The sequence below is a fragment of the Gryllotalpicola ginsengisoli DSM 22003 genome, assembly GCF_000419445.1.
In the GTDB taxonomy this organism is placed as follows: domain Bacteria; phylum Actinomycetota; class Actinomycetes; order Actinomycetales; family Microbacteriaceae; genus Gryllotalpicola; species Gryllotalpicola ginsengisoli.
Genome location: NZ_AULK01000001.1, coordinates 373707 through 400189 on the forward strand (window position 1 = coordinate 373707; position 26483 = coordinate 400189).

Consider the following 26483-nt stretch of genomic DNA (forward strand, 5'->3'; position numbering starts at 1 on the left):
GAGGATCAGTCCTCGCGGGCGTCTTCCTCGGCCCACTTGGCGCTGTTGGCGCGCAGCTTCTCGAGCGCGTGCGCGGCTTCTTCGCGGGTGTCGAACGGACCGACCCGGTCGTAGGACGGCGAGACGAAACCCTGCTCGACCGCACCCGTGCGCATGTTGTACCAGTACTTGTGCTCGGCGTCGGGGCCCATGCCATCGCTCATAAGCTTGATGCTATGCCCAAGGATTCCGCTGGACACCTGATCCCCGGCCGCATCTCCCCGCGAAGGACGGTGCCCGGCGGCATCCCCCGACCCGAGTACGTCGGCAAGTCGGGGCCGGAGAAATATACCGGCGGCGACATGTACACGCCGGAGGAGGTCGAGCGGATCCGCGCGGCGGGACGGATTGCGGCTCACGCGATCGAGCTGGTCGGCGAACACGCCCGACCGGGCGTCACGACCGACGAGCTCGACCGGATCGGCCACGAGTACCTCGTCGCCCACGGCGCCTACCCGTCCACGCTCGGCTACCGGGGTTTCCCGAAGTCGGTCTGCACCTCGGTGAACGAGGTGATCTGCCACGGGATCCCCGACGACACGGTGCTCGAGGACGGCGACATCGTCAATGTCGACATCACGGCGTACAAGGACGGCGTGCACGGTGACAGCAACCAGACCTTCATCGTCGGCGAGGCGAAGCCCGAGGTGCGCGACCTGGTGGAACGCACCCGGGAGGCGCTGAACCGAGGAATCAAGGCGGTCGCGCCGGGTCGTCAGGTGAACGTGGTCGGCCGGGCGATCGAGGCGTACGCGAAGCGCTTCGGCTACGGCGTGGTGCGCGACTTCACCGGGCACGGCGTCGGCCGGGCGTTCCACAGCGGCCTGATCATCCCGCACTACGACTCGGCTCCGCTCTACGACACCGTCATGGAGCCGGGCATGGTGTTCACGATCGAGCCGATGCTCACGCTCGGCGGCATCGCCTGGGACATGTGGGACGACGACTGGACCGTGACGACGCGCGACAAGTCGATCACCGCGCAGTTCGAGCACACGCTCGTCGTCACCGAGCGCGGCGCAGAGGTGCTGACGCTGCCGTGAGCGGCCGCGCCGCCACGGTAATGTGGCGGGCATGACCCAGGCGAAGACGGCCATCGGCATCGACATCGGCGGAACGGGGATCAAGGGCGGGGTCGTCGACCTCACCACCGGCGAGATGATCACCCCCCGGGTCAAGCTGTCGACTCCCGAGGGCGGCAAGCCCGACGACATCGCCGAGACCACGAAGGCCGTGCTCGAGCAACTCGACGCCGATCCGTCGCTGCCGATCGGGGTGGACTTCCCCGCCGTCGTCAAGCACGGGCGCACCATGTCGGCGGCGAACGTGTCGAAGAAGTGGATCGGCTTCGAAGCCGAGGCGTTCTTCGAGAAGGCGCTCGGCCGGCAGATCCTGTTCGTCAACGACGCGGACGCGGCCGGCTACGCCGAGAGCGAGTACGGCGCGGCGAAGGGCCGCGACGGACTTATCATGCTGACCACTCTCGGCACGGGTATCGGAACCGCGCTGATCATCGACGGCCTGCTCGTGCCGAACACCGAGCTCGGCCACCTCGAGATCGACGGCAAGGACGCCGAGAAGAAGGCCGCCTACTCGGCCAAGGAGCGCGAGGACCTCAGCTGGGAGAAGTGGGGCAAGCGCCTGACCAGGTACTACCGCACGCTCGAGGCGCTGTTCTCCCCGGACCTGTTCATCGTCGGGGGCGGGGTGAGCAAGAACTTCTCCGAGTGGAGCGGGTACGTCGAGATCGAGACGGAGCTGGTCCCGGCGAAGTTCCTCAACAACGCCGGCATCCTCGGGGCCGCCGCGCTTGCCGCGAAGCAGAAGACGAGCCCCGAGAACCCCGCCAAGGAGCAGGAGAAGAAGTAGCCGCGTCGGCTGCCCTGTGGACGGCTGCAGTGTGCGCCCGCCGCTTGTGGCACCGTGATCGGATGGCTCTGACCGTCTGCCGCTTCGGCCACGTCGCTACGACCGCGCAGATCCTCGAGTTCGAGATGCGCCAGGACTCGATGGTTGACGTCTATCAGACCAGCCCCGGCATCATGCGCATCCGTCGCGGCGGCTACGCCTGCTCTCACCTGACCGCGGATGAGCTCGACGCGCTGCGCTGCGGCGGCCTGCTCGACTGCGTGTCGGCGCTGCGCGCCGCCGGTGCCGACGTGCCGACGGACGGCGTGCTGCACGTGCGGATGCACGCCGGAGGGCGGCGCAATCGTCCGGCTCCGGATGCGGTCGCCGCGCCGGTGCGCACGCACTGGTCGCGGCTTCGAGTGCCGTTGCCCACGATCGAAGAGACACAGCGTCTGTTCCGGCAACGTCGACAGGTGCCCTCGCGCGCGATGGTCGCGCCGCTCGACGCGCTCAGTCAGGCGCTGAGGTGCCTCGAGCCCGAGCTCGCGCTGGCTGCAGCTGAAGCGGCACGCGCGCTCCTGCCGTCCGATGCGGTGGATGACGTCTTGCGCGGCGCATCGCGGCGCGTGCGCCAGCGGTTGCGTGCAGCGCGACTCTAGGTCGCCCGCGCTCGCTCTCCGAGCGCAAGAGAAGTGGCGCTCTTGATGTGCAGAGCCCCCACGCGATCCAAGAGAAGAGAACGTCGCGCAGCGCGTTCTCCGAGCGCAAGAAGAGCGGGCCGCATGCTCTGCAGGGCCCCGCACGCGGCCAGGAAAAGCAGGTCGCAAAGCGTGTTCTCCGAGCGCGAAGAAGCGGCGCGCGTGCTGTGCAGGGCCCGCACCTGGCCAGGAAGAACGGACCGCACAGCGTGTTCTCCGAGCGCAAGGGAAACGGCACGGAAGCTGTGCGGGCACTGCGTGGGGCCACAACCGCGTGCACGCGGGCGCAACATCGCGCGGGCGCCGCAACCTCCCGTGGGCGCCGCAACCTCGCGCGGGCGCCGCAACCTCGCGCGGGCGCCGCAACATCGCGCGGGCGCCGCAACATCGCGCGGGCGCCGCAACCTTCCGTAGGCGCCGCAGCATCGCTCAGTCAGCGCAACGTTCGGCTGACAGGCGAGCGCGGCCCCTGCCGGAGGGCGCCGCGGCCCGCACGGCGGGCAACCGGATTTCTTGCGTTCGGAGAGTGTTCGCGACATGAGCGTCGACGCCGCCGCACCCGCGACGGTACGCGATGCGGGGGCTGCGGGACGGGCGGCGCGACGGCGGCGGCAGGGGCGGGAGTGGGCCGGCTGATACGCCGGGTTCTGTTGGGGCCGGCGCGGACGCCGGCCTTGGACGGCCATCTCTCTCGGCGACACGTTGCCGTGCCGCTCCAGCGGTCTACCCGGGGACGAGACGAGCAGCCTCATGGTCCCCTGTCTGACCTTGCTCCGGGCGAGGTTTGCCGAGCCGGCCGGGTCACCCCGGTCGCTGGTGGGCTCTTACCCCACCGTTTCACCCTTACCCGCGGCAGCGGTGCTCACGAGCACTGCGGCGCGGGCGGTCTGTTCTCTGTGGCACTGTCTCGCGGGTTGCCCCGGGTGGGTGTTACCCACCGCCCTGCTCTGTGGAGCCCGGACGTTCCTCGGCGCCTGGCGAACCATGCGACGCGACCGTCTTGCCGACCCACTCCTGCCAGGAGAGTCTACGAGGTCTCGTCGCGCACCAGAATCGCGCCCGAGTCGCCGTCGATGATGACGTCGTCGGGGGCGGCGGCACGCGCGGCGGCCAGATCGCTCGGCGACAGCGTCATGTTGCTGCCGAGGTTCACGCCCCCGCGCAGCGCGGCGGCGCCGATGCCGTAGCGCGCGCGCTGCGTCTCGTAGAGGTCGAGCAGCTCCTGCGGGATGCCCTGGGCCACGACCATCCGATCTGCCTTGGCGTCGTCGCGCTCGCGCTCGAGCCGTTCCAGCTCGGCGGCGCGCGCCTCGGTCAGCTCGGCCGTCCGGGCTTCGAGCTCCGCCTGCTCGGCGCGCACGGCGGCGAGCTCCTTCTCGGCGGCCTCGGCGCGCTCCATGACCTCGAGTTCGGCGTCCTCAAGGGCGACACGGCGCCTGGTCAGCGACGCGATCTCGGATTCGAGGCCGTCGATGTCCTTGGTGGATGAGGAGGCCTGCAGGCGCTCGGTGTCGCGGGCGAGCCGCTGTTCGACCAGCTTGACGTCCGACTCGAGGCGGCGCTGCTCGGCCTGCGCGTCTTCGAGCGCACCGGTGGCGTCGGCCAGGCGGCGGCGCAACGGCTCGGCCGCGGCGCGCAACTCGGCGAGCTTCGCGTCCTGCGGCAGATGCGTCATCGTGTGCTGGATGCGCGCCAACCGCGTGTCCTGCTCCTGCAATCGCAGCAGATCCTTCTGCTGAGCGGGGGTCGCCTTCATTCGTCTCGTTCCGTCTCGTTGCGTCTTTCGGGTCCGGGTGCAGCGGGCTCACTGCACGACGGCGAAGTCCCACGGGTCGGTGCGCAGTTCGCTGACCGTGACGGATGCCTCGGGCAGCGCACCGCGCAGCTGATCGGCCGCGGTCTCGAGCCACAACCACTCGCTCGCCCAGTGCGATACGTCGATCAGTGCCGGCCCCGCACCGCGCAGGTGCTGTTCGCGCGCTTCGGAGGCGGGATGGTGGCGCAGGTCGGAGGTGATGTACACGTCCGCCGCACGCACCGCCGGCTCGGCCAGGTAGGCATCTCCCGCTCCGCCGCACAGCGCGATCTCACGCACGGGAAGCTCGTACGATCCGGCGACACGCACTCCCCCGGCCGTCGGCGGCAACAGCTCGGCGACCTGGCGCGCCAGGCGGCCGAGGGTGGTCGCCTTCGCGAGCGTGCCGACCCTGCCGATGCCGGTGCCGTCGGCGGCGCCGGGGACGATCGGGCGCAGCGACTCGAGTCCGAGCTTGCGCGCGAACACGGCGCTCGTGCCGTCGGCGACGACGTCGGCGTTCGTGTGCGCCGAGAGCAGCGCGACGCCCGCGCGGATCAGCGTCGCGACCGCCGCGCCCTTGTACTGCGTCTCGGCGACCGAGGTGACGCCGCGCAGCAGCAGCGGGTGGTGGGCGATCACGAGGTCGGCCCCGGCGGCGACCGCCTCGTCGAGTGACTCGGCGACGGCGTCGACCACGAGGTGGATCGACGACACCTGTTGGTCGGGCGAGCCGGTCACGAGCCCCGGCGCATCCCAGCCCTCGGCGCCGGCCACGGGCCAGAGCTTCTCGGTGACGGAGAGGACCTCGGCGAGCGGATACGGCATAGCCGCCAGCCTACCGGCGGCCGAACGGCCAGAGACGGCGGCGCTTCTTGTGTCCCGACGGTGCCTGGGCGGCGTCGACACGGTCGGGAGCCTCGGGCGGCGCCGGCGGTGCAGGGTCGAAGCGGGCCGCCGCCGCCGCGCTCGGCCGCGGCTCGAACTCGGCCGCGTGCACGGCGACGTCGTCGGCGTCGTCGACCACGTCCCGGTCGAACTCGTCGTCCTCGTCGTCCGGGGCGAGCGGGCCGATGGTGACGGGCGACGGCTCGGCGGGGACCGCGGCCTCCGGTTCCGGAAGGGCGGGTTCCGCGGGCGCGGACTGGGCGGCCTCCGGTTCCGGCAGCGCGGGTTCCGCGGGCGCGGGCGCGGCCTCAGGTTCCGGACGCGCGGGTTCCGCGGCTTCCGGACGCGCGGGTTCCGCGGGCGCGGGCGCGGCCTCCGGCTCCTCGTCACGGTCGGCCGAGAACACCGCGAAGACCGCGGTGGAGACATCCGTGTACTCGCGACCCGTGGTGAGGGATTGCGCGGCGGCGACCTGCGCGGGATCGACCCAGGGGCTGAAGCCGGGCGCCGGGTCGAGGGGCACCGGGGCGGGGATCGAGAAGTCGACCCGGTCGGGGTCGACGGTGGGCGGGGCCTCGGCCGGTTCCGGCTCCGGTTCCTGCCCCGGCTCTGGCTCGGGCTCCGCGGGCGGGGTGTGCAGCAGAGGAGGCTGCGGCGCGGTGTCGGCGAGCGGCGGCGGCTCCTCAGCGGCGCGCTTCGCCGCGGCGGCCGCGGCGAGCATCTCGGGGGTCACGACCGGGATCTGGCCGGTACGGCGCACGATCAGCTGCTCGAGCTGCTCGATCGCACCGAGCGTGTCGCCGGTCTCGTCCAGCGAGCGGCCGATCGCGGCGACCTCGGGATCGGCCTCCGCCTCGGACGCGTCGTGCTGCTCGGGCTCGCGCCCTTGCGACACGCCGTCGTCCCCGTTTTTCTGCACGTGACCAGCGTATCGGCCCGGAGCTATGCCCGAGCGGGGCGGGCGTCGGCGGCGGGCCGTACCCTGGAGCCGTGACCGCCCTGATCGAGACCCCGTACGAAGACCTGCTGCGCGACGTCATGGCGACGGGGGCGCACAAGAGCGACCGCACCGGCACCGGCACCCGCAGCGTGTTCGGCCGCCAGTTGCGCTACGACCTCTCCCAGGGTTTCCCGCTCATCACGACCAAGCGGGTGCACTTCAAGTCCATCGCCTACGAGCTGCTCTGGTTCCTGCGCGGCGAGAGCAACGTGCAGTGGCTGCGCGACAACGGGGTCACCATCTGGGACGAATGGGCCGACGAGAACGGCGACCTCGGCCCGGTCTACGGCGTGCAGTGGCGCTCGTGGCCGACGCCGTCGGGCCAGCACATCGACCAGATCGCGCGGGTGATCGAGCAGTTGAAGACGACGCCCGACTCGCGCCGCATCATCGTCTCGGCCTGGAACGTCGCCGAGCTGGATCGGATGGCGCTGATGCCGTGCCACGCGCTGTTCCAGTTCTACGTGGCCGACGGCAGGCTCAGCTGCCAGCTCTACCAGCGCAGCGCCGACCTGTTCCTCGGCGTGCCGTTCAACATCGCCAGCTACGCGCTGCTGACCCACATGGTCGCCCAGCAGACCGGGCTCGAGGTCGGCGACTTCGTCTGGACCGGCGGCGACTGCCACATCTACGACAACCACGTCGAGCAGGTCGCCGAGCAGCTCTCCCGGGCGCCCTTCCCGTACCCGACGCTGAAGCTCACCCGCACGCCCGAGTCGATCTTCGACTACCGCTACGAGGACTTCGAGGTGGTCGGCTACCAGCACCACCCGGCGATCCGCGCCGCCGTCGCGGTCTGATGGCGACGCCGTCGCTCGCACTGATCTGGGCGCAGACGACCGCGGGAGTGATCGGCGGCGCCGGCGCGATCCCGTGGCACATCCCGGGCGAGCAGCGCCGCTTCAAAGAGCTCACCGCGGGCGGCACCGTGATCATGGGCCGGGCGACGTGGGAGTCGCTGCCGGCCCGCGTGCGCCCGCTTCCGGGCCGCGACAACATCGTGGTGACGCGACAGACCGATTTCCGAGCGGATGGCGCCACCGTCGTGCACTCGATCGAGGCGGCGCTGCAGGCCGCCGACCCGTCCAGGCAGGCGTGGTGCATCGGCGGGGCGCAGCTGTATGCGCAGACCATCGGGATGGCCGACCGGCTCGAGGTGACCTACGTGGAGCTGGATGCGCCGGGGGACGCGTACGCGCCGATGATCGGGGCGGAGTGGCGCGAGTCCGGGGAGGGCGCGGATGCCGCGTGGCTGGAGAGCCCGGAGGGGCTGCGGTACCGCTTCGCGCGCTACTTGCGGTAGGCGCTCGAGCCCATCGCGACGGCCGAGGCGATGCCCAGCACGAGACCCACGAACCCGATGACGCCGATGACGGACCAGAGCACGATTTCGACCATGCACCGAGTATCTCAGACTCCTTGACTCGGGTGCGCCGCGGCGGTTGCCTAGTGGCATGTCGGAGCAGGCGCAGCGCACCTTCGAGGTCGACGAGGTGGTGGTGGGCTGGAAGCCCACGGAATCCGCCGGCGCGGCCCTGGACTGGACCCTGCAGCGCATCGACCGCCTGAACTGCCCGCTGACGTTGCTCGTGGTCTTCGACCCGCACAAGCAGGTGGACGAGGCCAGGCGGTCCGAGGTCCAGGCGGCGGTCGACGAGGTGGCGCAGCGCGTCCGGGTGCAGCATCCGTCGATCGAGGTCCGTACCCAACTCGTCGACGGCGACCCGCCCCAGCTGCTCGCCGAGCGCACCGGTCCGCGCACCCTCGTCGTCGTCGGCACCGACCGCCGCCGCGGCATGAGCGTCAAGTACGCGTTCTCCTTCGGCGTGCGGCTGGCGGCGCGAGCCAAGGGGCCGGTCGCGCTCATCCCGCACGGCGAACTGCGCCAGGGCAAGGGCGTCGTCGTCGGGGTGGACGGCACGCCCGCCTCCATCGCGGCCGCGCGGGTCGCCGCTCGCATCGCCCTCTCGCGCGGCGGCGAAGAGCTCATCGTCGTCCACGTGTGGCAGGAGCCGACACCCTGGCAGGACGCGTACCTGCCGCCCGACGACGCGTTCCTCGACTCGCTGCAGAAGGTGCACCAGGACGTGCTCGACCAGTCGGTCGCCGCCTTCGCCGACGACTGGCCCGAGCTCGTCATCACCAAGCGGCTCGTGCACGGACTCGCGCCCTGGGGGCTGCTCGACCAGGCCGCCGACGGGTCGCTGCTGGTGGTCGGCAATCACGGGCTGCGCGGCATCCAGCGGTTCTTCCTCGGGTCCGTCAGCCACACCATCGCCCTCAACCTGGAGGGCCCGACCCTCGTGGTGCCGCAGAGGCCGCAGTGACCGCGCGCACCGACGCGCAGGACGACCTGCGCGCGCTGCGGCACAAACCGCTGCATCTGCTGCAGTACCTCGATGAGAACTCGGGGCTGCCCGGGCCGCGCGCCAACCTCACCCTCGTGGACGCGTTCGCCGACGTCGCCGCCGAGGAGATGATCCTGCAGCTGGCCGGCTCGCCCGACGAGTTCCGCCGCCTGTGCGGCACGGCCGCGCTCGGCAGGCTCTACCTCGAGAAGCCAGGCGGCGCGCAGCTCGTCGAGCTCATGCTGCGCGCCGCGAGAGACGACGACTGGAGGGTGCGCGAAGGCGTCGCCATGGCGCTGCAGCGCATCGGCGACGCCGACCCCGCGTTGCTGCGCCGGCTCGTGGCCGACTGGCTCGGCTCGGACTCCTCGCGCGTCGTGCGGGCCGCCGTCGCCGGCATCTGCGAGCCGCGTCTGCTGCGCAGCCCCGAGATGGCGGATGCCGCGCTGGCGGCCTGCGAACGGGCCACCGACCACGTGCGGGCGGTCCCGCTCGAACGCCGCCGCGCCGACGACGTGCGCACGCTGCGGCAGGCGCTCGGCTACTGCTGGTCGGTCGCGGTGGCCGCCGCGCCCGAGCCCGGGCTGAAGAAGTTCGCCGAGCTGCGCGAGCGCGCCGGCAGCGACCGCGACGTCGACTGGATCGTCAGCGAGAACCTGAAGAAGGCGCGCCTGCAGCGGCTGCTGGCCCGGAGCTGAGGCGGACTGCTCACCTCACGGACCGGCCGCGCCGGTCGCCGGCGGCGCACTCGATGCACAGCTCGGCAGCGGGGCGGGCCTCGAGCCGAGCCGGCGCGATCGGGCGCGCGCAGTTCGCGCACCTCCCGTAGCTTCCGTCCGCGATGCGCGCGAGCGCGCCATCGATCGACACGAGTTCGGCGGATGCCTCACGCCGTGCCCCGTACAGCCGGGACCACTCCCCCGAGACCGGAGCTCCATCCGGGTCGTGCTCGTCGTCGGCGTTCCCGTCGCGCAGCGCGCCGATGCCGGCCAGACGGGCGTCGAGGGCCGAGAGGTCCGCCGCCACCGCGCGGCGGCGGTCGCGAAGCATCCGCTCGAAGCGCGCGAAGTCGGGGTCGGTGCCGCACATGGTGGGCCCTGCCGGGCTCGAACCGACGACACCTGCGGTGTAAACGCAGTGCTCTACCAACTGAGCTAAAGGCCCTCGCCGCGATTGTACGGGAGCGGTTCGCATGCCCCTGAGCCGAGCGATGCTCGACCTGGCAATCGCGTGAGTGTCGGGCCGATGTGCTTGAGGCATCCGCGCACACCGGGAACCGTGAAAGCAACTGAACGCCTACGGAAGGAGAGCCCGATGCTCACCCTCACCGAGAACGCCAGCACCGTCGTGAAGACGCTGACCACCCGCGGTGGCACGAGCGAGGAGGGCGGACTGCGCATCAGCAGCCAGGACCCGGCTTCGCGCGAGTACGCCGTGGAGGTGGCGCCCGCCCCTCAGTCTGCTGACACGATCGTCGAGGAGGGCGGTGCTCGGGTGTTCCTCGAGCCGAATGCCGCGACCTCGCTCGACGACAAGGTCCTCGACGCCGATGTCAGCGCCGAGGGCAACGTGCGCTTCTCCATCGCGGAGCAGCCCGCCGTCTAGCTCGGCGACGCCGCGTCACCGCCGCAGCGCGGTGGGGCGCGGCAGCCCGAGTTCTTCGATGAGATCACCCAGGGCGCGGTCCAGCTCGGACCCGCCCTGGGTGATCTTGTTGATGCCGAAGCTCTTCAGCCGGGCGCTCGGCTGGTCGAACACCAGCACCGAGCCGGCATCGCGCGCCGCGTGCAGCTCGAGGCGCACCGGCGAATACAGCATGGCCGCCGGATCGTGCCGGAACAGGCGCGCCCCGATCGCGTGATTCACGATCAGCCACAGCGCGCTCGGCACGCGGCTGCCGGCGTAGCGCATCAGCTCGCCCGGGCGCGACGACCAGACCGCGACGAACCCGCTCGGCGACTCCCACTGCAGCCCCCGGGTGAAGCCCGCCCAATCGCCGTCCTCCGCCAGGCGGGCGAGCGCCTCCCGGTCGCCGAGGGCGGGCACCGCCTGCTCGAACGCGGCGACGAGAGCCTCGAACCGCGCGTTCGTCGTCAGTGCGATGCGCGCGGCGCCGTAGCCGGTCACGGTCTCGGTCGCGTCGTAGCTCACCTGCCCATCCTCACAAGGCGCGCTCCCCCGCGCCGCCGGGTACCGCCGCTAGCGTGAGCGACGTGAGCGATATGACGGATGCCCGACCCGATCCCGAACAGCTGCGCTGGGCCCTCCAGGTGCTGGATGCGAGCGGGCTCGTCGAGGTGACCGGCATGCGCAGCGGCGGCGCACCCTGGCTGCTGCGCTACCTCGACGACGACGGCGTCGAGGCCCTCGCCGTGATGCGCGTCGGGTCCGCGCAGCAGGCGGAGTCCCAAACTCGGGAGACGGTGGCGATGCAGCTGGCCGACCGGCAGGGGATCCCCGTGCCGAACGTGCTCGGCGCGCGGCTCGACGATGCCTCGTCCCTGCTGCTGATCGAGCACATCGACGGATCGAGCGCGCAACCCGCCGAGCCGCGCGTCGACCGGCTCGAGGCGCTCGGCGCGCTGGCCGTGCAGATCAGCGTGGTGAACCCCGGCGATGCGGACCTGCCGCGCGTCGACCGGCCGATCCCCGTGGTCGACTTCGCGGCGATGCGCGCGGAAGGCGAGCCTCAGCCCCTGCTGGAGGAGGCCGAGCGGCGGCTCGCCGAGATCACCGCCGAGGGGCCGACCGGCTTCGTGCACGGCGACCTGTGGTCGGGCAACACGCTGTGGCGCGGCGACGAGCTGGTCGCGGTGCTCGACTGGGACTGCGCCGGCATCGGCCCCGCCGGCGTCGACCTCGGCTCGCTGCGCTGCGACGCGGCGATGCAGTACGGCCTCGAGGCATCCGATCACGTGCTCGCCGGATGGCGGCGCGAGGCGAGCCGCGAGCCCGAGGCGCTCGCCTACTGGGATGCGGTGGCCGCGCTGTCGACGCCGCCGGACATCGCCTGGTTCGCCCCCGCCATCGCGGGCATGACGCACCGGCCGGATCTCACCGCCGAGCTGCTGCGGCAGCGGCGCGACGCGTTCCTGGCCTACGCGCTCGAGCGGCTCGGCTGAACGCGACCGCGACGCCGGAGAGAAAAGAAGAGAACGGATGCCTCAGGCCGCCGGCGCGTGGCGCATCGCCTTGAGCTCCTCGAGCGCCGCCCGGTACGCCGACAGCGGTCGCGCCTCCCCGGGCGCGGTGATGAAGCTCGCGCGGATGACCCCGCGCTCGTCGATGAGGAACGTGGCCCGATTGGCGAAGCCCCGCTCGGGCAGGAACACCCCGTAGTCCTTGGCGATCTCGCCGTGCGGCCAGAAGTCGGCCAGCAGATTGAAGTCGTAGCCCTGCTGCTCGGCCCAGGCCCGCAGGCTCCACTTCGAGTCGACGGAGACCGCGAGGACCTCCACGCCGGCGTCGGCGAACAGCCCGAGATTGTCGCGCAGCGTGCACAGCTCGCCGGTACAGGTGCCCGAGAACGCGAGCGGGAAGAAGACGAGCGCCACGGCCTTCCGGCCGCGGTAGTCGCTCAGGCGGATCGGCTCGCCGAACTGGTTGGGCAGCTCGAAATCAGGGGCCAGCGTGTCGTTCTCCAGGGCCATCTGGGCATCCTCCTCGTGCGGTCGTGATGCTTCTTTGCCCGCACAGCGCACCAGCATACGACCGCCTGTGCCGCCGCGCGCCGAACCGGTTCGGAGGTGACTAGGCTGATCCACGGTGCTGCTGCTGTCGCGACCCGACAACGAAGCGCCCGACAGACGTGCTGACCGGTACAAGGAAGAGGTCGAAGTGACTGTTAACCACCAGGATCCGTATGCGGTTCCGGCCGTCGACTCGGACCCGGAGGAGACCGCCGAGTGGCGGGAATCCCTCGACGATCTGGTGAAGGCCGCAGGCCCCGAACGGGCCCGCGAGATCATGGTGAGCCTGCTCGGGCGCTCGAAGGAGCTGCACCTGGGCGTGCCGCAGGTGCCGACGACGGACTACATCAACACCATCTCGGCGGCAGACGAGCCCGAGTTCCCCGGCGATGAGGAGCTCGAGCGGCGCTACCGGCGCTGGATCCGGTGGAACGCGGCGATCCTCGTGCACCGTGCGCAGAGGCCCGGCATCGCGGTCGGCGGCCACATCTCCACCTACGCCTCGAGCGCCGCGCTGTACGAGGTCGGCTTCAACCACTTCTTCCGCGGTCACGACCACCCCGGCGGCGGCGACCAGGTGTTCATCCAGGGCCACGCCTCCCCCGGCCCCTACGCGCGCGCGTTCCTCGAGGGGCGGCTCACCGCCGACCAGCTCGACGGGTTCCGGCAGGAGAAGTCGCACGCCCCGAACGGCCTGCCCTCCTACCCGCACCCGCGCATGATGCCGGACTTCTGGCAGTTCCCGACCGTCTCCATGGGCCTCGGGCCGATCAACGCGATCTACCAGGCACAGCTGAACAAGTACCTGACCAACCGCGGCATCAAGGACGCCTCCGACCAGCACGTGTGGGCGTTCCTCGGCGACGGCGAGATGGACGAGGTGGAGAGCCGCGGCCAGCTCCAGGTCGCCGCGAACGAGGGCCTCGACAACCTCACCTTCGTGGTGAACTGCAATCTGCAGCGGCTCGACGGTCCCGTCCGCGGCAACGGGAAGATCATCCAGGAGCTGGAGAGCTTCTTCCGCGGTGCCGGCTGGAACGTCATCAAGGTGATCTGGGGCCGCGAGTGGGACGACCTGCTCGCCCGCGACACCGAGGGCGCCCTGCTGAACCTGATGAACGTCACCCCCGACGGCGACTTCCAGACCTACAAGGCCGAGAACGGCGCCTACGTGCGCGAGAACTTCTTCGGCCGCGACCCGCGCGCCCTCGAACTGGTCAAGGACTACACCGACGACCAGATCTGGGGCCTCAAGCGCGGCGGGCACGACTACAAGAAGGTCTATGCGGCGTTCAAGGCCGCCGTCGAGCACAAGGGGCAGCCGACCGTCATCCTCGCCCACACCATCAAGGGCTACGGCCTCGGGCCGCACTTCGAGGGCCGCAACGCGACCCACCAGATGAAGAAGATGACCCTCGACGACCTGAAGAAGTTCCGCGACGCGATGCAGATCCCGATCGCCGACGCGGACCTCGAGGCGAACCCGTACCAGCCGCCCTACTACCACCCGGGCCAGCAGGACGAGGCGATCCAGTACCTGCAGGAGCGCCGCCGCGCGCTCGGCGGTTACGTGCCCGAGCGCCGCAGCACGTACGTCGACCTCGGGGTTCCCGACCAGAAGGCGTACGCGATCGCCGCCCGCGGCTCGGGCCAGCAGGAAGTGGCCACGACGATGGCCTTCGTGCGGATGCTCAAGGACCTGCTGCGCGACAAGCAGTGGGGCCAGCGCATCGTGCCGATCATCCCCGACGAGGCGCGCACCTTCGGCATGGACGCGTTCTTCCCGAACGCGAAGATCTACAACCCGAACGGCCAGCACTACACCTCCGTCGACCGCGAGCTGCTGCTCAGCTACAAGGAGAGCGCCCAGGGCCAGCTGCTGCACGTCGGCATCAACGAGGCCGGCGCCGCCGCCGCCTTCACCGCCATCGGCACCTCGTACTCGACGCACGGCGAGCCGCTCATCCCGGTCTACATCTTCTACTCGATGTTCGGCTTCCAGCGCACGGGTGACGCCTTCTGGGCGGCCGGCGACCAGATGACGCGCGGCTTCGTGATCGGCGCGACCGCCGGTCGCACGACGCTCACCGGTGAGGGCACGCAGCACGCCGACGGCCAGTCGCCCATCCTCGCCGCGATGAACCCGGCGGTGGTCAGCTACGACCCCGCATACGGCTACGAGATCGGGCACATCGTGCGCAGCGGCATCGAGCGCATGTACGGCGGGCAGCACCCGGACCCGAACGTCATGTACTACCTGACGGTGTACAACGAGCCGATCGTGCAGCCGGCCGAGCCGGAGGGCCTCGACGTCGACGGAGTCATCAAGGGCATCTACAAGCTCAAGGCGGCCGAGAACGAGGGTGTGAAGAGCCAGATCCTCGCCTCCGGCGTCGCCGTGCCGTGGGCGCTCGAGGCGCAGCAGCTGCTGGCCCGCGACTGGGGCGTGGCAGCGGATGTCTGGTCCGTCACCTCCTGGAACGAGCTGCGGCGCGACGGGCTTGCGGCCGAGAAGCACAACTTCCTCTACCCCAGCGAAGAGCCGCAGGTGCCCTACGTGACGAGCAAGCTGCAGGACGCCGAGGGTCCCGTGGTGGCCGTCACCGACTACTCGCACCAGGTGCCCGACCAGATCCGCCAGTTCGTGCCGAACGACTTCGCAACGCTCGGCGCCGACGAGTTCGGCTTCGCCGACACCCGCCCCGCCGCCCGCCGGTACTTCTTCATCGACGGCCCGTCGGTGGTGGTGCGCACGCTCGAGCTGCTCGCCAAGCAGGGCAAGATCGACCCGGGCGCCCCGGCGCGCGCGATCGAGCAGTACCGCCTGTTCGACGTCAACGCCGGCACCTCGGGCAACGCCGGCGGCGAGAGCTAGGGTGCCGCGCACCAAGGAGGAGACGCTCGCCTGGCTGCGGAAGATCTCGGGCGAGCTCTCCACGGCGACGCTTCGCCGTCTGGAAGAGACGCTGCCGTGGTTCAGCGAGATGCCGCCCGGCCGCCGGTCGGCGGTCGGGCTGGTCGCCCAGGCGGGCATCACGTCGTTCATCGACTGGTTCGAGGACCCGACGGCGACGCCATGGGTGGCCAGCGACGTGTTCGGCGCCGCACCCCGTGAGCTGCTGAGGTCGATCAGCCTGCAGCAGACGCTGCAGCTGATCCGCGTCGTCGTCTCCGTGGTCGAGGACCGTGCGAAGGACGGCGGCGAGATCCTGCGGGACGCGATCCTGCTCTACTCCCGCGAGATCGCCTTCGCCTCGGCGGACGTCTACGCCCGCGCGGCCGAGGCCAGGGGCCTGTGGGATGCGCGCCTCGAGGCGCTCGTCGTCGACTCCATCCTCACCGGCGAGTACGACGACGAGCTGCCGAGCCGCATCGCCGCGCTCGGCTGGCACGGGCACGGCGAGGTCTCCGTGCTGGTCGGCACCGCCCCGCGCATGCTCGACGTCGACCAGATCCGCCGCACCGCCCGGCACATGCGGGCGGACGTGCTGATCGGCGTGCAGGGCAGCCGGCTCGTCGTGGTGATCGGGCGGGCCGGGGCGCCGCAGCCCGCCGAGCCCGCAGGAGCCGAGGGTGAGGCATCCGTGCAGGTCACCCCCATCGACTTCCTCGAGATCGCTACCGCGCTCGAGCCGAACTTCGGATCCGGCTACCTCGTGCTCGGCCACGCGGTGCCGAGCATCGTCGACGCATCGAAGAGCGCCAAGGCGGCGCTGGCCGGTTTCGCCGTCGCGAAGGCGTGGCGCAACTGCCCCCGCCCCGTGCACGCCGACGACCTGCTGCCCGAGCGGGCGTTCGCCGGCGACAGCCTCGCCCGCGCCACGCTGGTGGGGCGCATCTACCAGCCGCTCAAGGCGCACTCCCCCGAGCTGCTGAACACGCTGTGGTGCTACCTCGACAACGGCCGCTCCCTCGAGGCCACCGCGCGCGAGCTGTTCGTGCACCCGAACACCGTGCGCTACCGCCTCAAGCGCGTCACCGACGTGATCGGCTGGGATGCGACCGGGGCGCGCGAGGCGCTGATCCTGCAGTCCGCGCTCGTCATCGGCGCGATCGCCGAGCCCGACGGCGCAGGCCGCCGGCGCGCGCTGCGCTGAGGGTAGTAGGACACCTCCAAAGGTCTCGCGGTTTCTTGGTCCTGTCGCTCCACAGGGCGCATCGGCACGCTCGGCAGGATGGGGATGTGATCGTCTTCGTCGCGCCCGGCCAGGGCTCCCAGACCCCCGGATTCCTCGAGCCGTGGCTCGCCGACCCCGGCGCGCGCGAGCTGGTCGACGAGTGGTCGCAGCTGATCGAGGTCGACCTGGTCACGCACGGCACCGTGAGCGACGCCGAGACGATCCGCGACACGGCGATCGCCCAGCCCCTCATCGTCGCCGCCGGGCTGCTCACCGCCCGTGCGCTGCGCCAGGCGGGCGCCTCGCTCGGCGCCGTCGCCGGCCACTCCGTCGGCGAGGTCACGGCCGCCGCGATCGCCGGCATCCTCAGCGAGCAGGACGCCCTGCGGCTCGTGCGCATCCGCGCCGACGCGATGGCGGATGCCGCGGCCCAGACACCGACCGGCATGAGCGCCGTCCTCGGCACAGACCCCGACGCCGTCGTCGAGCACATCACCGCCCTCGGCCTCGAGCCGGCCAATTACAACGGGGGCGGCCAGATCGTCGTCGCCGGGGCGCTGGACGCCCTGGCACAGCTCGCCGAGCAGCCGCTGCGCGGCACCCGCGTCGTGCCGCTGCAGGTCGCCGGGGCGTTCCACAGCCGCTACATGGCGCCCGCGCGGGAGGCGCTGCGGCAGGCGGCATCCGATTTCACCCCCGCCGACCCACAGCTCGCCATCTGGACCAACAAGGACGGCTCCAAGGTGACCAGCGGTGCCGAATTCCTCGACCTGATCGTCGGCCAGGTCGCGAGCCCCGTGCGCTGGGACCTGGACATGCAGGCCTTCGCCGACGCCGGCGTCACCGGCCTCGTCGAGCTCGCCCCGGCCGGCGCGCTGACCGGCCTCGCCAAGCGCGGCCTGAAGGGCACCTCGACCGTCGGCATCAAGACCCCCGACGACATCCCGGCCGCGCTCGAGCTGATCGGGGGCGCCGCCTGACCGCCGCAGCCCGGCCTGCGGCGCTGCCCTGACCGACCCCGGCCGTTCACTAGACTGGTGGGCGGTCACACGACACCTCTTGAGGAGAAAACCAACATGGCACTGTCCACCGAAGAAGTCCTTGCCGGCCTGGCCGAGCTGATCAACGACGAGACCGGCATCGCCACCGACTCGGTTCAGCTGGACAAGTCGTTCACCGACGACCTCGACATCGACTCGATCTCGATGATGACGATCGTGGTCAACGCTGAGGACAAGTTCGACGTGAAGATCCCCGACGACGAGGTCAAGAATCTCAAGACCGTGGGCGACGCCGTCGACTACATCGTCAAGGCGCAGGCCTGAGACACCCGTACTCGCGGCACGCGGTCGGCGTCTGACAGCCGGTCAGGCCGGCCGCGTGCTCGTTTGCGCACGGATGCCGCGGGGCACCGTGCGCTCGGCAGTAAAGGATCATCGTGGGACCGAAGAAGATCGTCGTCACCGGCATCGGTGCGACCACGCCGCTCGCCGGCACCGCGCAGGACTCGTGGCAGGCGCTGCTGGCCGGCCGGTCCGGCGCCCGCACCATGCAGCACGAATGGGTGACCATGTACGAGCTGCCGGTCACCTTCGCCGCCGAGGCGCTGGTGCGGCCCGAAGAGGTCCTGGAGCGCGTCGAGCTGAAGCGGCTCGACCCCTCCAGCCAGTTCGCGCTGATCGCCGCGCGTGAGGCCTGGGCCGACGCCGGCGCCCCCGAGGTCGAGCCCGAGCGGCTGCTCGTCGACTGGGCGACCGGAATCGGCGGGGTGTGGACCCTGCTCGACGCGTGGGACACGCTGCGCGACCGCGGCCCGCGCCGGGTGATGCCGATGACGGTTCCGATGATCATGCCGAACAGCCCCGCCGCCGCCATCTCGATGGCACTGGGCGCCCGGGCCGGCGCGCGCACCGTCGTGTCGGCGTGCGCCTCCAGCACGGAGTCGCTGGCGAACGCGTACGACCACCTGCAGCAGGGCCTCGCCGACGTGGTCATCGCCGGCGGCTCCGAGTCGTGCATCCACGCGGTGACGGTCGCCGCGTTCTCGAGCATGCAGGCGCTCTCCAAGCGCAACGACGACCCGGCCCGTGCGTCGCGGCCGTACGACACCGACCGCGACGGCTTCGTGATGGGCGAGGGCGGCGCCGCACTCGTGCTCGAGACCGAGGAGCACGCCAAGGCGCGCGGCGCGAAGATCTACGCCGAGATCGCCGGAGCCGGCGTCACCAGCGACTCGTACCACATCACCGCCCCCGACCCCGAGGGTCTCGGCGCGACGCGCGCCACCCGGATCGCGCTCGAGCAGGCGGGGCTCGCGCCCGGCGACATCCGTCACGTCAACGCGCACGCGACCTCGACGGGCGTCGGCGACATCGCGGAGTACAAGGCGCTGCGCGCCATCTTCGGCGACCATCTCGACGACATCGCCGTCACGGCGACCAAGTCGTCGACCGGCCACCTGCTCGGCGGCACCGGCGCCCTCGAGGCGATCTTCACCGTGCTCGCGCTGCACGAACGCACCGCTCCGCCGACGATCAACCTCGACAACCCGGATCCGGAGATCGACCTCGACGTGGTCACCTCGCCGCGCCCGCTCGGCGACGGAGACCTGGCGGCGGTGAGCAACTCGTTCGGCTTCGGCGGCCACAACGCGGTCGTCGCGTTCAAGACGGTGTAGGCCGGGTCTCCATTTACGGCTTCGCCGTGAGTCGACCAGCCGGCTGCGGGGCCCGCTGGTCGACTCACGCGCAGCGTGAATGGAGACCGAGACGGGCCCCCTTCCTGCTACCCCGCGAAGGTGTGCAGCCAGATGACCGGGGTGTCGTCGCTCGCGTGACGGAACGGCTCCAGTTCGTCGTCCCACGCCTGCCCGAGGGCCAGCCGCAACTCGCGGTGCAGCGCGACCGGGTCGGCGCCGGCGACCTCCATGGCGTAGCGCATCCGGTCCTCCGGCACCACGACGTTCCCTGCCGTGTCGGTCTGCGCATAGTGGATGCCGAGCGCCGGAGTGTGCAGGTACCGCGCGCCGTCGGTCTGCGCCGTCGGGTCCTGCGTGACCTCGAAGCGCACGTCCTCCCATCCGCGCAGCGCGGAGGCGAGGGCCGCGCCGGTGCCGGCGTCGGCCTCCCAGTAGAACTCGGTGCGCTGGGTTCCGGGCAGCACCGGCTGCTCGGTCCAGTCGAAGTTCACGGCACGACCGAGCACGCGCCCGGTCGCCCATTCGAGGTGGGGGCAGAGCGCACGAGGTGAGGAGTGCACGAACAGCACTCCCCGGGCTTTTGCAGTTGCCGTCGCCATCGCATTCCTCCGTTCGTCCGGTACGGCTTCCCCTCCGACCGATGAACGGCGTCGATGTCGACAAGAGTCATGGTGGCATAGCATCCGCTGGAATGCCAAGCCTGTAATTAGGCGGGCAGGCGTGTCGCAGCGCGAATAACGCTTACCGGGTATTGGATTCGTACGTGTCCGTACGCAACAGCCTGCTCGCGATCCTCAGCGTCGGCCCGTGCTACGGATTCCAACTGAAGGTCGAGTTCGAGCGTCGTACCGGGTCGGCGTGGCCCGTCAACGTCGGTCAGGTCTACACGACGCTGACGCGCCTGGTGCGCGACGGACTTGCCGCTCGCGGCGCCGCCGACGCCGAGGGCCGCGAACTGTTCGAGATCACGGATGCCGGGCGCGGCGCACTCACGGACTGGTTCTCCTCCCCGGTGACGGGGTCGGGGGCGCGCGACGAGTTCGCGATGAAATGCGTGATGGCCTTGAGCCTGCCCGGCCGGGACATCGAGAGCCTGCTCGCCGTGCAGGAGGCCTGGATCGACGCCAGGCGGCGCGAGCTGGCCGCCGCGATGGCGGAGGCCAGCCCAGCCCGAAGGCTCGCGCTGTCCGCCGCGATCCACGACCTCGACGCGCAGAGCGCCTGGATAGCGCGCGTGCGCGAGTCGGCCGACGAGATCGCGCCGTCCGGAAATGCGACGACGCTGCCGAAACGCGGACGCCCCGCGAAGAAGGCGGTGACGGCCTAGAACTCGTGCAGCAGGCCGCCCGAGGTGTTCAGCGCCTGCTTCTCACCGGCGCGGATGGGCACGGCGAAGCGGTTCTGCTTCGGCGGCATCGGGCAGTTGAACTGGTAGCTGAAGGCGCACGGCGGCAGCACGGCCAGGTTGAAGTCGAGCGTGATGGTGCCGTCGGGGTTGGGTGCCACGAACAGGAAGCGGCCGACCGAATAGGTCTCCTCCCCGTTCGTCGCATCGCCGAACACCAGCTGCAGGGCGCGGCCCGACTTGAACGCGGCCAGGTTGTAGTTGACGCCGTCCTTCTCGAAAACGATCTCTCCCGGGATCGCCGTTTCGCGCTCCTCGCCCTCGTCCTTGATGTGCTCGAAGCCGACCGTGAGCCCCTCCACCGGCCGGAACCTCGCGTTGATCACCCACTCGGGGTTGTAGTCGTAAGCGTCGATGCCGCCGAAGGCGAGCAGGTCGTCGGCCTGCGCATCCCACACGCGCAGCGCGTACTCGGTGCCCGCCTCGTTGACGATGACCGTGCCCGTGGTGTGGTCGTCGAAGACGATCGAACTCGGCTGCTCGACGTCGCGGGCGCGCACGACCACCTCACCGTCGACGAGATCGCCGTCGACACGGATGCCGTCGGCGGCGGTGGCCACGAGGCGCAGCCCCTTCTCACCGGCCGGCAGCGGATACCACGTGCCGGGCACCCCGTAGACCGTCTGCGCCTGCTCGGGATCGCCCGTGATCCACTGCGTGTTGACCAGCGCGAGGCTGCCCTGCGGCTGTTTGACCGATTCCTCGCGGCGGCGGCGGAAGCTCGCGAGGCGCTCTTCGGGAGTGGGCTGAGCCGGGGTCTGCGTGGCGGTGTCGGTCATGCGGTTCATCCTAGGTCGGGGGTGCGACACGGGCTTCGAGACGCGCTACGCGCTCCTCAGCCGGCGGGGTGCGGAGTGCGACACGGGGCTTCGAGACGCGCTGCGCGCTCCTCAGCCGGCGGGGGCCGGAGGGCTCGGCTACTTCGCGTCGGCGTAGCTGTCGACGACCGCCACCGTCACCGGGAAGTCGACGGGGAACTCTCCGAACAGCAGCCGCCCGGCATCCAGCGCGGCACGGCGCACGATCCGCTCCACGTCGGCGGCGAACGCCTCGGGCGTGTGCACCATGATCTCGTCGTGCAGGAAGAACACGAGGTGCGGCGAGTCGTCGAAGCGGCCGGATCCCAGCTCGGCGAGCCGCAGCCGCACCTCGGCCATCCAGCACAGCGCCCACTCGGCCGCCGACGCCTGCACCACGAAGTTGCGCGTGAAGCGGCCCCAGTCGCGCGATTGGGCGCGGGCGCGGCGCTCGTCGGCAGCCGACGCGTTCGGCTGGGATGCGCGCTCCTGCACCTCGCGCCAGCTTCCTGCGGGCAGCGGCGAGGTGCGCCCCAGCCGGCTCATCACCTGCTCGCCCCGCTCGCCCTGCGCGGCGGCGCCGTCCACGAGCGCGAGCGCTCGCGGGAACGCGCGCGCGAGCCGCGGCTTGAGCCGGGCGCTGTCGCCCGTGGTGGCTCCGTACATCGCGCCGAGCATGGCCACCTTCGCCTCGTGCCGACTGGCGACGACGCCGGCGCGCACGACCGAGTCGTAGAGGTCGCGGCCGCGCCCGGCATCCGCCATGCCCTGATCGCCGGCGAGCCCGGCGAGCACGCGCGGTTCGAGCTGCGCCGCGTCGGCGACCACCAGCTTCCAGCCCGCGTCGGCCACCACGGCGCGGCGGATGTTCTTCGGCAACTGCAGCGCTCCGCCGCCGCTCGTGGCCCAGCGCCCCGTGACGACCCCGCCGACGACATAGTCGGGATGGAACCGGCCGTCGCGGACCCAGGAGTCGAGCCACGCCCAGCCGTTGGCGGTGAGCAGCCGGGAGCGCGCCTTGTACTCCAGCAGCGGCGCGATCACCGGGTGGTTGAGGTCGCGCAGCTCCCACTTCCGAGTGGACTGCACGTCGAGCCCGGCCCGGCGCAGCGCGGCGAGCAGTTCGGGCTGCGAGTCGACGTTGAGCGCCGGAGCGCCGAGCAGCTCGCGCACCTGCTCGGCCATGGCCTCGAGCTTCGCGGGCCGGCGCCCGTGCGGCACCCGCGGCCCGAGCGCCTCGGTGAGCACACGGTCGTGCACGTCGGCGCGCCACGGCATTCCGGCGAAGCGCATCTCCTCGGCGATCAGAGCTCCGGCAGACTCTGCGGCCACCAGCAGCCGGATCCGGCCGGGTTGCACGGATGCGGCGACGGCGGCCTGCTGGCGGGAGAACTCGCTCACGGCATCCGGCTCATCGGCGCTGTCGGCGACGACGTCGAAGAGCGCCGGCGGCGCGTCGGCCGAGGCGGGAGCGGTGACGGCGGCGGCGAGACGGTCCCACGGCCCATCGGAGGCGCGGGCGAGCTCGGTTCCGGCGGTGAGCAGCGAGGCGCGCAGGATGCGGTGGCACAGCACGAGGTCGACGCAGCGCCGCACCCGCACGCCGGCGGCCAGCAGCTCGGGGTACCAGCGCGCCGTGCTCGACCACACCCAGCGCGGGTGCGCGGCCTCGCGCTCGCGCACGAACGCAGGCAGAGCGGATGCGGCCAGCTCGGTGCTGCCGAGCGCGCCGCCGTCGGCGTCGAACTCGGTGGCCACGACCGCGCCGCCCGGCCCGCGGTCGAGGACGATGTGCACGCCCTCATTCTCCCGGTCGGCGCCGACACCGCGGTCAGCGCACGAGCGCGAGCACCCGTTTGGCGAGATCGGATGGCCCGGCCAGGGCGCTGTCGAGCACGATCCGCTCCCCCCGCCACTCGGCGAGCATCGCGCGGCGCGGCAGCAGCGACCCCCACGTCGGCTCCGGGAGGGCCTGGAACGGGCGGCTGCGGCCTTCGAGCCGCGTGCGGTGCAGCGTCTCGTCCGAGCAGACCACCTCGACGAAGTGCAGCGGAACCCGCATCCACTGAGCCAGGCGCTCCCACTGGCCGCGCGCGTACGGGTGGTCGTTGACCGCGTCGACCACGACGTGCGCGCCGGCCGCGAGGTTGGTGCGGGCGGCGGCCTCGACCGCGAGATAGGCGGCGAGGCCCGTCTCATAGCTCGCGCGCAGGCCCGCGCGCAGCATCGCGTCCTCGAACTCGTCGACGACGAGGTGCACTGCGGGAAGCATCCGTGCCAGCTCGGTCGCCACCGCGCTCTTGCCGGCGCCGGGAAGGCCTGCCATCGCGATGAGCATGCAGCGATGCTAGCGATCCGCGGTGTCGGCGCGGCGCGGCATGATGGGGGCATGTGCGGACGCTTCGCGCTGGACGACAAGGTCAACCAGCTGATCACCGACTTCGTGATGTCGGGCGGGCGGCTCGACGACTACGTGCCCGCCAGCTGGGTGCCGTCGTGGAACATCAGCCCCACCGACCGCATCGGGGTGATCCTCGAGACGAAGAAGGGGGACGCGCCGCCGCAGCGGCGGTTCGAGACGGCGTACTGGTCGCTGATCCCGTCGTGGTCGAAGGAGAAGAAGCTCAAGTTCCCCACCTTCAACGCGCGGGCCGAGACGGCGGCCGAGAAGGCGATGTTCAAGCCGTCGGTGGTCTCCAAGCGGGCGATCATCCCCGCCAACGGCTATTACGAGTGGCAGACGGTGGGCAAGACCAAGACGCCGTACTTCATCCATCCCCCTGGCGACGAGCTGCTCGGCATGGCCGGGCTGTACTCGTGGTGGGCCGACCCCGCCTATGACAAGGACGACCCCGACCGGTGGCTGCTGACGGCGACGATCCTCACGGCCGACACGGTGCAGACGCTCGCCGATATCCATGACCGCAACCCGGTGATGCTGCCGCGCGAGCTGTGGGAGCACTGGATCGACCCGACGGTGGTCGGCGACCAGCGGCTGCTCGACGAGGCCGTCGCGGCGTCGCTCGAGGTCGCCTCGGGGCTCGAGTTCACCCGGGTCGGGCCGGTGAAGGGCGACGGCCCCGAGCTCATCCGGCCGCTGGAACAGGAGGGTTGAGCTCGGTCGCGCGGAACCGTTCGGGCCGCCAGTACGCGTCCTCCGCGGCGCCGCCGAGCGCGGCATCGACCGCGTCGCGCCCCTGCTGGTAGGCGTAGTCCTGGTTGCACGACTCGTAGCGCCAGCCGCCGAAGCGGCCCCGGCTGAAGAATCCGTGCGCCGACAGCAGCTCGTCGATCGCCCGCAGGGCCACGTCGCGCCCGAGCGTGGGCACCGGGTAGCCCGTGCTCAACTTGCGCGTCCACGTCGACACGGGGGCGACGGATGCCCCGGCCAGCCGCGCGACAGAACCGACCGTCGCCTCCACCGCGGCCCGGACATCGACCTCCTCGCCGGGGAACAGCGGCACCTCGCCCAGCACGCTCCACCGGCCGGAGCCTGCGAGCCCCTGGTCGTAGTTGGAGAGCACGGTGAGCCGGTACCACGGCACGTCGGCGTCGGGGCTGTAGATCCACGTCGCGGCGGCGAGAGGCTCGGGCGGCACGCCATCGAAGCCGAGGCCGACGGCCAGCACCCGGCTCGCGCGCAGCCCGGCGGTGAGGTCGGGGCGGCCGGCCCACGCGGCCGCGGCGGTCACCGGTGCGGAGGAGATGCAGAACTCGTAGTCGACGGCCTGCCCGTCGTCGAGCACGGCGCGGCGCCGCGGCACGTCGACCGACACGACACGCGCGCCGAGGCGCAGCCGGTGCGGGTCGAGCAGCCGCTCGGCGATGCCCTGCCACAGCGCGCCGGTGCCGCCGACGGGGTACGGGAACGTCTCGCGGGCCGGGACGAAGTCGCGCGCGAGCCCCAGGGCGGGCACGTTCGGCGCGGCGCTGCCGCTGCGCAGGCTGGTCCAGTCGTGGTCGACCAGCTCCAGCGGGGCCGTCCACATCTTGCGGTTGAACGGCGCGAAGAACCGCCGGTAGAGCTCATCGCCGAAGCAATTGCGGTAGTACTCGGCGAGATTCGCGGCCGGCGCCTCCGGCCGCAGGTCGGCGGGGAGGGCGTCGAGTTGCTGCTGGATGGGCGCCGGCACGAGGCATCCGTCGATGAAGACGCGGCCCGCCCGTTCGACGCGGTTCAGCGCGACGCCGCTCGAGGCGACCGCGTCGTCGAATGCGGCGAAATGGCTGTGGATCACGTGACCGCCGAGATCCCAGGTGAAGCCGGCGTCGTCGATGACGGATGCCGCGGCACCTCCCACCCGGTCGGCGGAGTCGACCACCAGGTGGTCCTCCCCCAACTCGACGAGCCGCGCGGCCGCGCCCACACCCGTCGGACCCGCTCCGATGACGAGGAAGCGGACCTGGGTCATGAGGCGACCGCGCGATCCCACTCCGGGTCCGCCCCGGCGATCCGCGACGCAGCCGGCGGCTCGGCCATGTCGCGCACGGGCTCGAAGACCATGGCCCGCACCGGCTCGAAGCCCTCGGCGAACGGCCGCCGGCACTGGTGGCCCCAGTGCTCGGCGGTGCTGCGCACGCGCGAGGCGCTCACCATCTCGCTGGCCTGCACCTGGGTCGCGTGGCACAGCAGCGCCTCGATCTTCACCTCGAGCACCTCGGTGATGTCGACGAAGGTCGTCGGGGTGAACGCGAGCGCTGAGGGGGCGCCGTAGCTCAGCACGGTCGAGACGTGCCGCGCGGCGCCGGTGGTGCACAACGCCACCGCCCGATGATCCTGGTGGCTGTCGTTGACCGAGTGGGTGTACACGATGTCGGCCTGCACGCGGGCGATCGCGTCCTCGATCTGATGCACCAACTCCAGCTCGTGCAGGCTCACCTGGCAGTCGGCGATGTCGCGGCCCCAGATCAGCGTCTGCACGCCGAGCACGTCGACGGCGCGGTGCTGCTCGGCGACCCGCTGGAGCGTCTCCCCCGGCCCCACCTCGCCGCGGGTGACCACGAGCATGCCGACCTCGTCGCCGTCGGCGACGTGCCGCGCGAGCGCGCCGCCGCAGCCGAGTTCGATGTCGTCGGGGTGTGCTCCGATCGCGAGCACGCGTCGTGCGGGCATGGGCGTGTCCTTCAACCTGGGTAGGCCGGTGAGATCACGGGGGC

The 26483-nt window shown here is 71.4% G+C and carries 29 protein-coding genes, 1 tRNA gene and 1 other RNA gene; 16 read left to right on the forward strand and 15 right to left on the reverse strand.

Going from position 1 to position 26483, the window contains the following annotated elements; translation table 11 throughout:
- Nucleotides 1-5: 5 nt before the first annotated feature.
- A complete protein-coding gene (locus H563_RS0101735; protein WP_027478973.1) occupies nt 6-203 on the reverse strand; it encodes an SPOR domain-containing protein in 198 nt (65 codons plus the stop codon).
- A 12-nt stretch (nt 204-215) separates the two neighbouring features.
- Here H563_RS0101735 and map point away from each other — a divergent pair, with 12 nt between their 5' ends.
- The 3 genes from map (at nt 216) to H563_RS0101750 (ending at nt 2549) form a co-directional block, all read left to right on the forward strand.
- Nucleotides 216-1082, forward strand: a complete 867-nt coding sequence (gene map / locus H563_RS0101740) for a type I methionyl aminopeptidase (protein ID WP_022880906.1) — start codon at nt 216-218, stop codon at nt 1080-1082.
- A gap of 31 nt (nt 1083-1113) precedes the next feature.
- On the forward strand, nt 1114-1908 hold the full coding sequence (gene ppgK, locus H563_RS14485; protein ID WP_022880907.1) for a polyphosphate--glucose phosphotransferase: 795 nt from the start codon (nt 1114-1116) through the stop codon (nt 1906-1908).
- A 62-nt stretch (nt 1909-1970) separates the two neighbouring features.
- Nucleotides 1971-2549, forward strand: coding sequence for a hypothetical protein (locus tag H563_RS0101750; RefSeq protein ID WP_022880908.1), 579 nt, complete (start codon nt 1971-1973; stop codon nt 2547-2549).
- Between the two features lie 659 nt (nt 2550-3208).
- Here H563_RS0101750 and rnpB read toward each other — a convergent pair.
- The 4 genes from rnpB to H563_RS17170 form a co-directional block, all read right to left on the reverse strand.
- Nucleotides 3209-3599, reverse strand: an RNA gene (rnpB, locus tag H563_RS17230) — RNase P RNA component class A.
- Between the two features lie 16 nt (nt 3600-3615).
- The gene (locus tag H563_RS0101755; RefSeq protein ID WP_022880909.1) at nt 3616-4344 is read right to left on the reverse strand and encodes a zinc ribbon domain-containing protein; all 729 of its coding nucleotides are present in this window, start codon (nt 4342-4344) and stop codon (nt 3616-3618) included.
- A gap of 48 nt (nt 4345-4392) precedes the next feature.
- On the reverse strand, nt 4393-5211 hold the full coding sequence (locus H563_RS0101760; protein WP_022880910.1) for a Nif3-like dinuclear metal center hexameric protein: 819 nt from the start codon (nt 5209-5211) through the stop codon (nt 4393-4395).
- A 10-nt stretch (nt 5212-5221) separates the two neighbouring features.
- Nucleotides 5222-6190: a hypothetical protein gene (locus tag H563_RS17170; RefSeq protein ID WP_022880911.1), complete on the reverse strand. Its 969-nt coding sequence runs from the start codon at nt 6188-6190 to the stop codon at nt 5222-5224.
- 119 nt (nt 6191-6309) lie between these two features.
- Here H563_RS17170 and H563_RS0101770 point away from each other — a divergent pair, with 119 nt between their 5' ends.
- From H563_RS0101770 to H563_RS0101790, 4 genes are all read left to right on the forward strand, one after another.
- The gene (locus tag H563_RS0101770) at nt 6310-7071 is read left to right on the forward strand and encodes a thymidylate synthase (RefSeq protein ID WP_051142614.1); all 762 of its coding nucleotides are present in this window, start codon (nt 6310-6312) and stop codon (nt 7069-7071) included.
- Entirely contained in the window at nt 7071-7574 is a 504-nt protein-coding gene (locus H563_RS0101775) for a dihydrofolate reductase (protein WP_022880913.1), read from the forward strand. Before H563_RS0101770 ends, H563_RS0101775 begins: the two co-directional genes overlap by 1 nt.
- Nucleotides 7575-7725: 151 nt before the next feature.
- Nucleotides 7726-8598 (forward strand): universal stress protein, encoded by an 873-nt coding sequence (locus H563_RS0101785; RefSeq protein WP_022880915.1) that lies wholly within the window; start codon nt 7726-7728, stop codon nt 8596-8598.
- A complete protein-coding gene (locus H563_RS0101790; protein WP_022880916.1) occupies nt 8595-9317 on the forward strand; it encodes a HEAT repeat domain-containing protein in 723 nt (240 codons plus the stop codon). The genes H563_RS0101785 and H563_RS0101790 overlap by 4 nt, the downstream gene beginning before the upstream one ends.
- Before the next feature lie 10 nt (nt 9318-9327).
- Here H563_RS0101790 and H563_RS0101795 read toward each other — a convergent pair whose 3' ends face one another.
- Both H563_RS0101795 and H563_RS0101800 read right to left on the reverse strand, forming a co-directional pair.
- A complete protein-coding gene (locus tag H563_RS0101795) occupies nt 9328-9708 on the reverse strand; it encodes a TraR/DksA family transcriptional regulator (protein ID WP_051142588.1) in 381 nt (126 codons plus the stop codon).
- Nucleotides 9708-9783 (reverse strand) — tRNA-Val (locus H563_RS0101800). The genes H563_RS0101795 and H563_RS0101800 overlap by 1 nt, the downstream gene beginning before the upstream one ends.
- Before the next feature lie 150 nt (nt 9784-9933).
- Here H563_RS0101800 and H563_RS0101805 point away from each other — a divergent pair.
- On the forward strand, nt 9934-10224 hold the full coding sequence (locus H563_RS0101805; protein ID WP_022880917.1) for a (Fe-S)-cluster assembly protein: 291 nt from the start codon (nt 9934-9936) through the stop codon (nt 10222-10224).
- A gap of 15 nt (nt 10225-10239) precedes the next feature.
- On the opposite strand, the gene H563_RS14500 is transcribed toward H563_RS0101805, so the two are convergent.
- On the reverse strand, nt 10240-10770 hold the full coding sequence (locus tag H563_RS14500) for a hypothetical protein (RefSeq protein ID WP_022880918.1): 531 nt from the start codon (nt 10768-10770) through the stop codon (nt 10240-10242).
- Between the two features lie 71 nt (nt 10771-10841).
- On the opposite strand from H563_RS14500, the gene H563_RS0101815 reads away from it, so the two are divergent.
- Nucleotides 10842-11741, forward strand: coding sequence for a phosphotransferase enzyme family protein (locus H563_RS0101815; RefSeq protein WP_022880919.1), 900 nt, complete (start codon nt 10842-10844; stop codon nt 11739-11741).
- Between the two features lie 42 nt (nt 11742-11783).
- Here the strand turns inward: H563_RS0101815 and H563_RS0101820 are convergent, their stop codons facing one another.
- Nucleotides 11784-12269, reverse strand: a complete 486-nt coding sequence (locus H563_RS0101820; RefSeq protein WP_022880920.1) for a peroxiredoxin — start codon at nt 12267-12269, stop codon at nt 11784-11786.
- Between the two features lie 187 nt (nt 12270-12456).
- Between H563_RS0101820 and aceE the strand changes: the two genes are divergently transcribed.
- The 5 genes from aceE (at nt 12457) to H563_RS0101845 (ending at nt 19103) form a co-directional block, all read left to right on the forward strand.
- Complete coding sequence (gene aceE, locus H563_RS0101825; RefSeq protein ID WP_027478978.1) at nt 12457-15183, forward strand: pyruvate dehydrogenase (acetyl-transferring), homodimeric type; 2727 nt, start codon at nt 12457-12459, stop codon at nt 15181-15183.
- A gap of 1 nt (nt 15184) precedes the next feature.
- The gene (locus H563_RS0101830; protein WP_022880922.1) at nt 15185-16405 is read left to right on the forward strand and encodes a PucR family transcriptional regulator; all 1221 of its coding nucleotides are present in this window, start codon (nt 15185-15187) and stop codon (nt 16403-16405) included.
- An 86-nt stretch (nt 16406-16491) separates the two neighbouring features.
- Nucleotides 16492-17406, forward strand: a complete 915-nt coding sequence (locus tag H563_RS0101835) for an ACP S-malonyltransferase (RefSeq protein WP_022880923.1) — start codon at nt 16492-16494, stop codon at nt 17404-17406.
- A 96-nt stretch (nt 17407-17502) separates the two neighbouring features.
- Nucleotides 17503-17751, forward strand: coding sequence for an acyl carrier protein (locus tag H563_RS0101840; RefSeq protein WP_022880924.1), 249 nt, complete (start codon nt 17503-17505; stop codon nt 17749-17751).
- Between the two features lie 110 nt (nt 17752-17861).
- Nucleotides 17862-19103, forward strand: coding sequence for a beta-ketoacyl-[acyl-carrier-protein] synthase family protein (locus H563_RS0101845; protein WP_155864954.1), 1242 nt, complete (start codon nt 17862-17864; stop codon nt 19101-19103).
- Between the two features lie 107 nt (nt 19104-19210).
- Here H563_RS0101845 and H563_RS0101850 read toward each other — a convergent pair whose 3' ends face one another.
- Nucleotides 19211-19723 (reverse strand): DUF3145 domain-containing protein, encoded by a 513-nt coding sequence (locus tag H563_RS0101850; protein WP_022880926.1) that lies wholly within the window; start codon nt 19721-19723, stop codon nt 19211-19213.
- Nucleotides 19724-19887: 164 nt separating this feature from the next.
- Between H563_RS0101850 and H563_RS0101855 the strand changes: the two genes are divergently transcribed.
- On the forward strand, nt 19888-20451 hold the full coding sequence (locus tag H563_RS0101855) for a PadR family transcriptional regulator (protein ID WP_022880927.1): 564 nt from the start codon (nt 19888-19890) through the stop codon (nt 20449-20451).
- Here the strand turns inward: H563_RS0101855 and H563_RS0101860 are convergent.
- The 3 genes from H563_RS0101860 to H563_RS14505 all read right to left on the reverse strand — a co-directional run bounded on the left by H563_RS0101860 (nt 20448) and on the right by H563_RS14505 (nt 23664).
- Nucleotides 20448-21308 carry a DUF1684 domain-containing protein gene (locus H563_RS0101860; RefSeq protein ID WP_022880928.1) on the reverse strand — a complete coding sequence of 287 codons (861 nt, stop codon included), beginning with the start codon at nt 21306-21308 and terminating at the stop codon, nt 20448-20450. The two genes, H563_RS0101855 and H563_RS0101860, sit on opposite strands and share 4 nt — an antisense overlap.
- A gap of 138 nt (nt 21309-21446) precedes the next feature.
- Nucleotides 21447-23123: a bifunctional 3'-5' exonuclease/DNA polymerase gene (locus H563_RS0101870; RefSeq protein ID WP_022880930.1), complete on the reverse strand. Its 1677-nt coding sequence runs from the start codon at nt 23121-23123 to the stop codon at nt 21447-21449.
- 34 nt (nt 23124-23157) lie between these two features.
- A complete protein-coding gene (locus H563_RS14505; protein WP_022880931.1) occupies nt 23158-23664 on the reverse strand; it encodes an AAA family ATPase in 507 nt (168 codons plus the stop codon).
- A 51-nt stretch (nt 23665-23715) separates the two neighbouring features.
- Between H563_RS14505 and H563_RS0101880 the strand changes: the two genes are divergently transcribed.
- Nucleotides 23716-24441, forward strand: coding sequence for an SOS response-associated peptidase (locus tag H563_RS0101880; protein WP_022880932.1), 726 nt, complete (start codon nt 23716-23718; stop codon nt 24439-24441).
- Here the strand turns inward: H563_RS0101880 and H563_RS14510 are convergent.
- Both H563_RS14510 and H563_RS14515 read right to left on the reverse strand, forming a co-directional pair.
- On the reverse strand, nt 24413-25738 hold the full coding sequence (locus tag H563_RS14510) for a protoporphyrinogen/coproporphyrinogen oxidase (RefSeq protein ID WP_051142617.1): 1326 nt from the start codon (nt 25736-25738) through the stop codon (nt 24413-24415). The genes H563_RS0101880 and H563_RS14510 overlap by 29 nt on opposite strands.
- Nucleotides 25735-26439: a PIG-L deacetylase family protein gene (locus tag H563_RS14515; RefSeq protein WP_022880934.1), complete on the reverse strand. Its 705-nt coding sequence runs from the start codon at nt 26437-26439 to the stop codon at nt 25735-25737. Before H563_RS14515 ends, H563_RS14510 begins: the two co-directional genes overlap by 4 nt.
- Nucleotides 26440-26483: the final 44 nt, after the last annotated feature.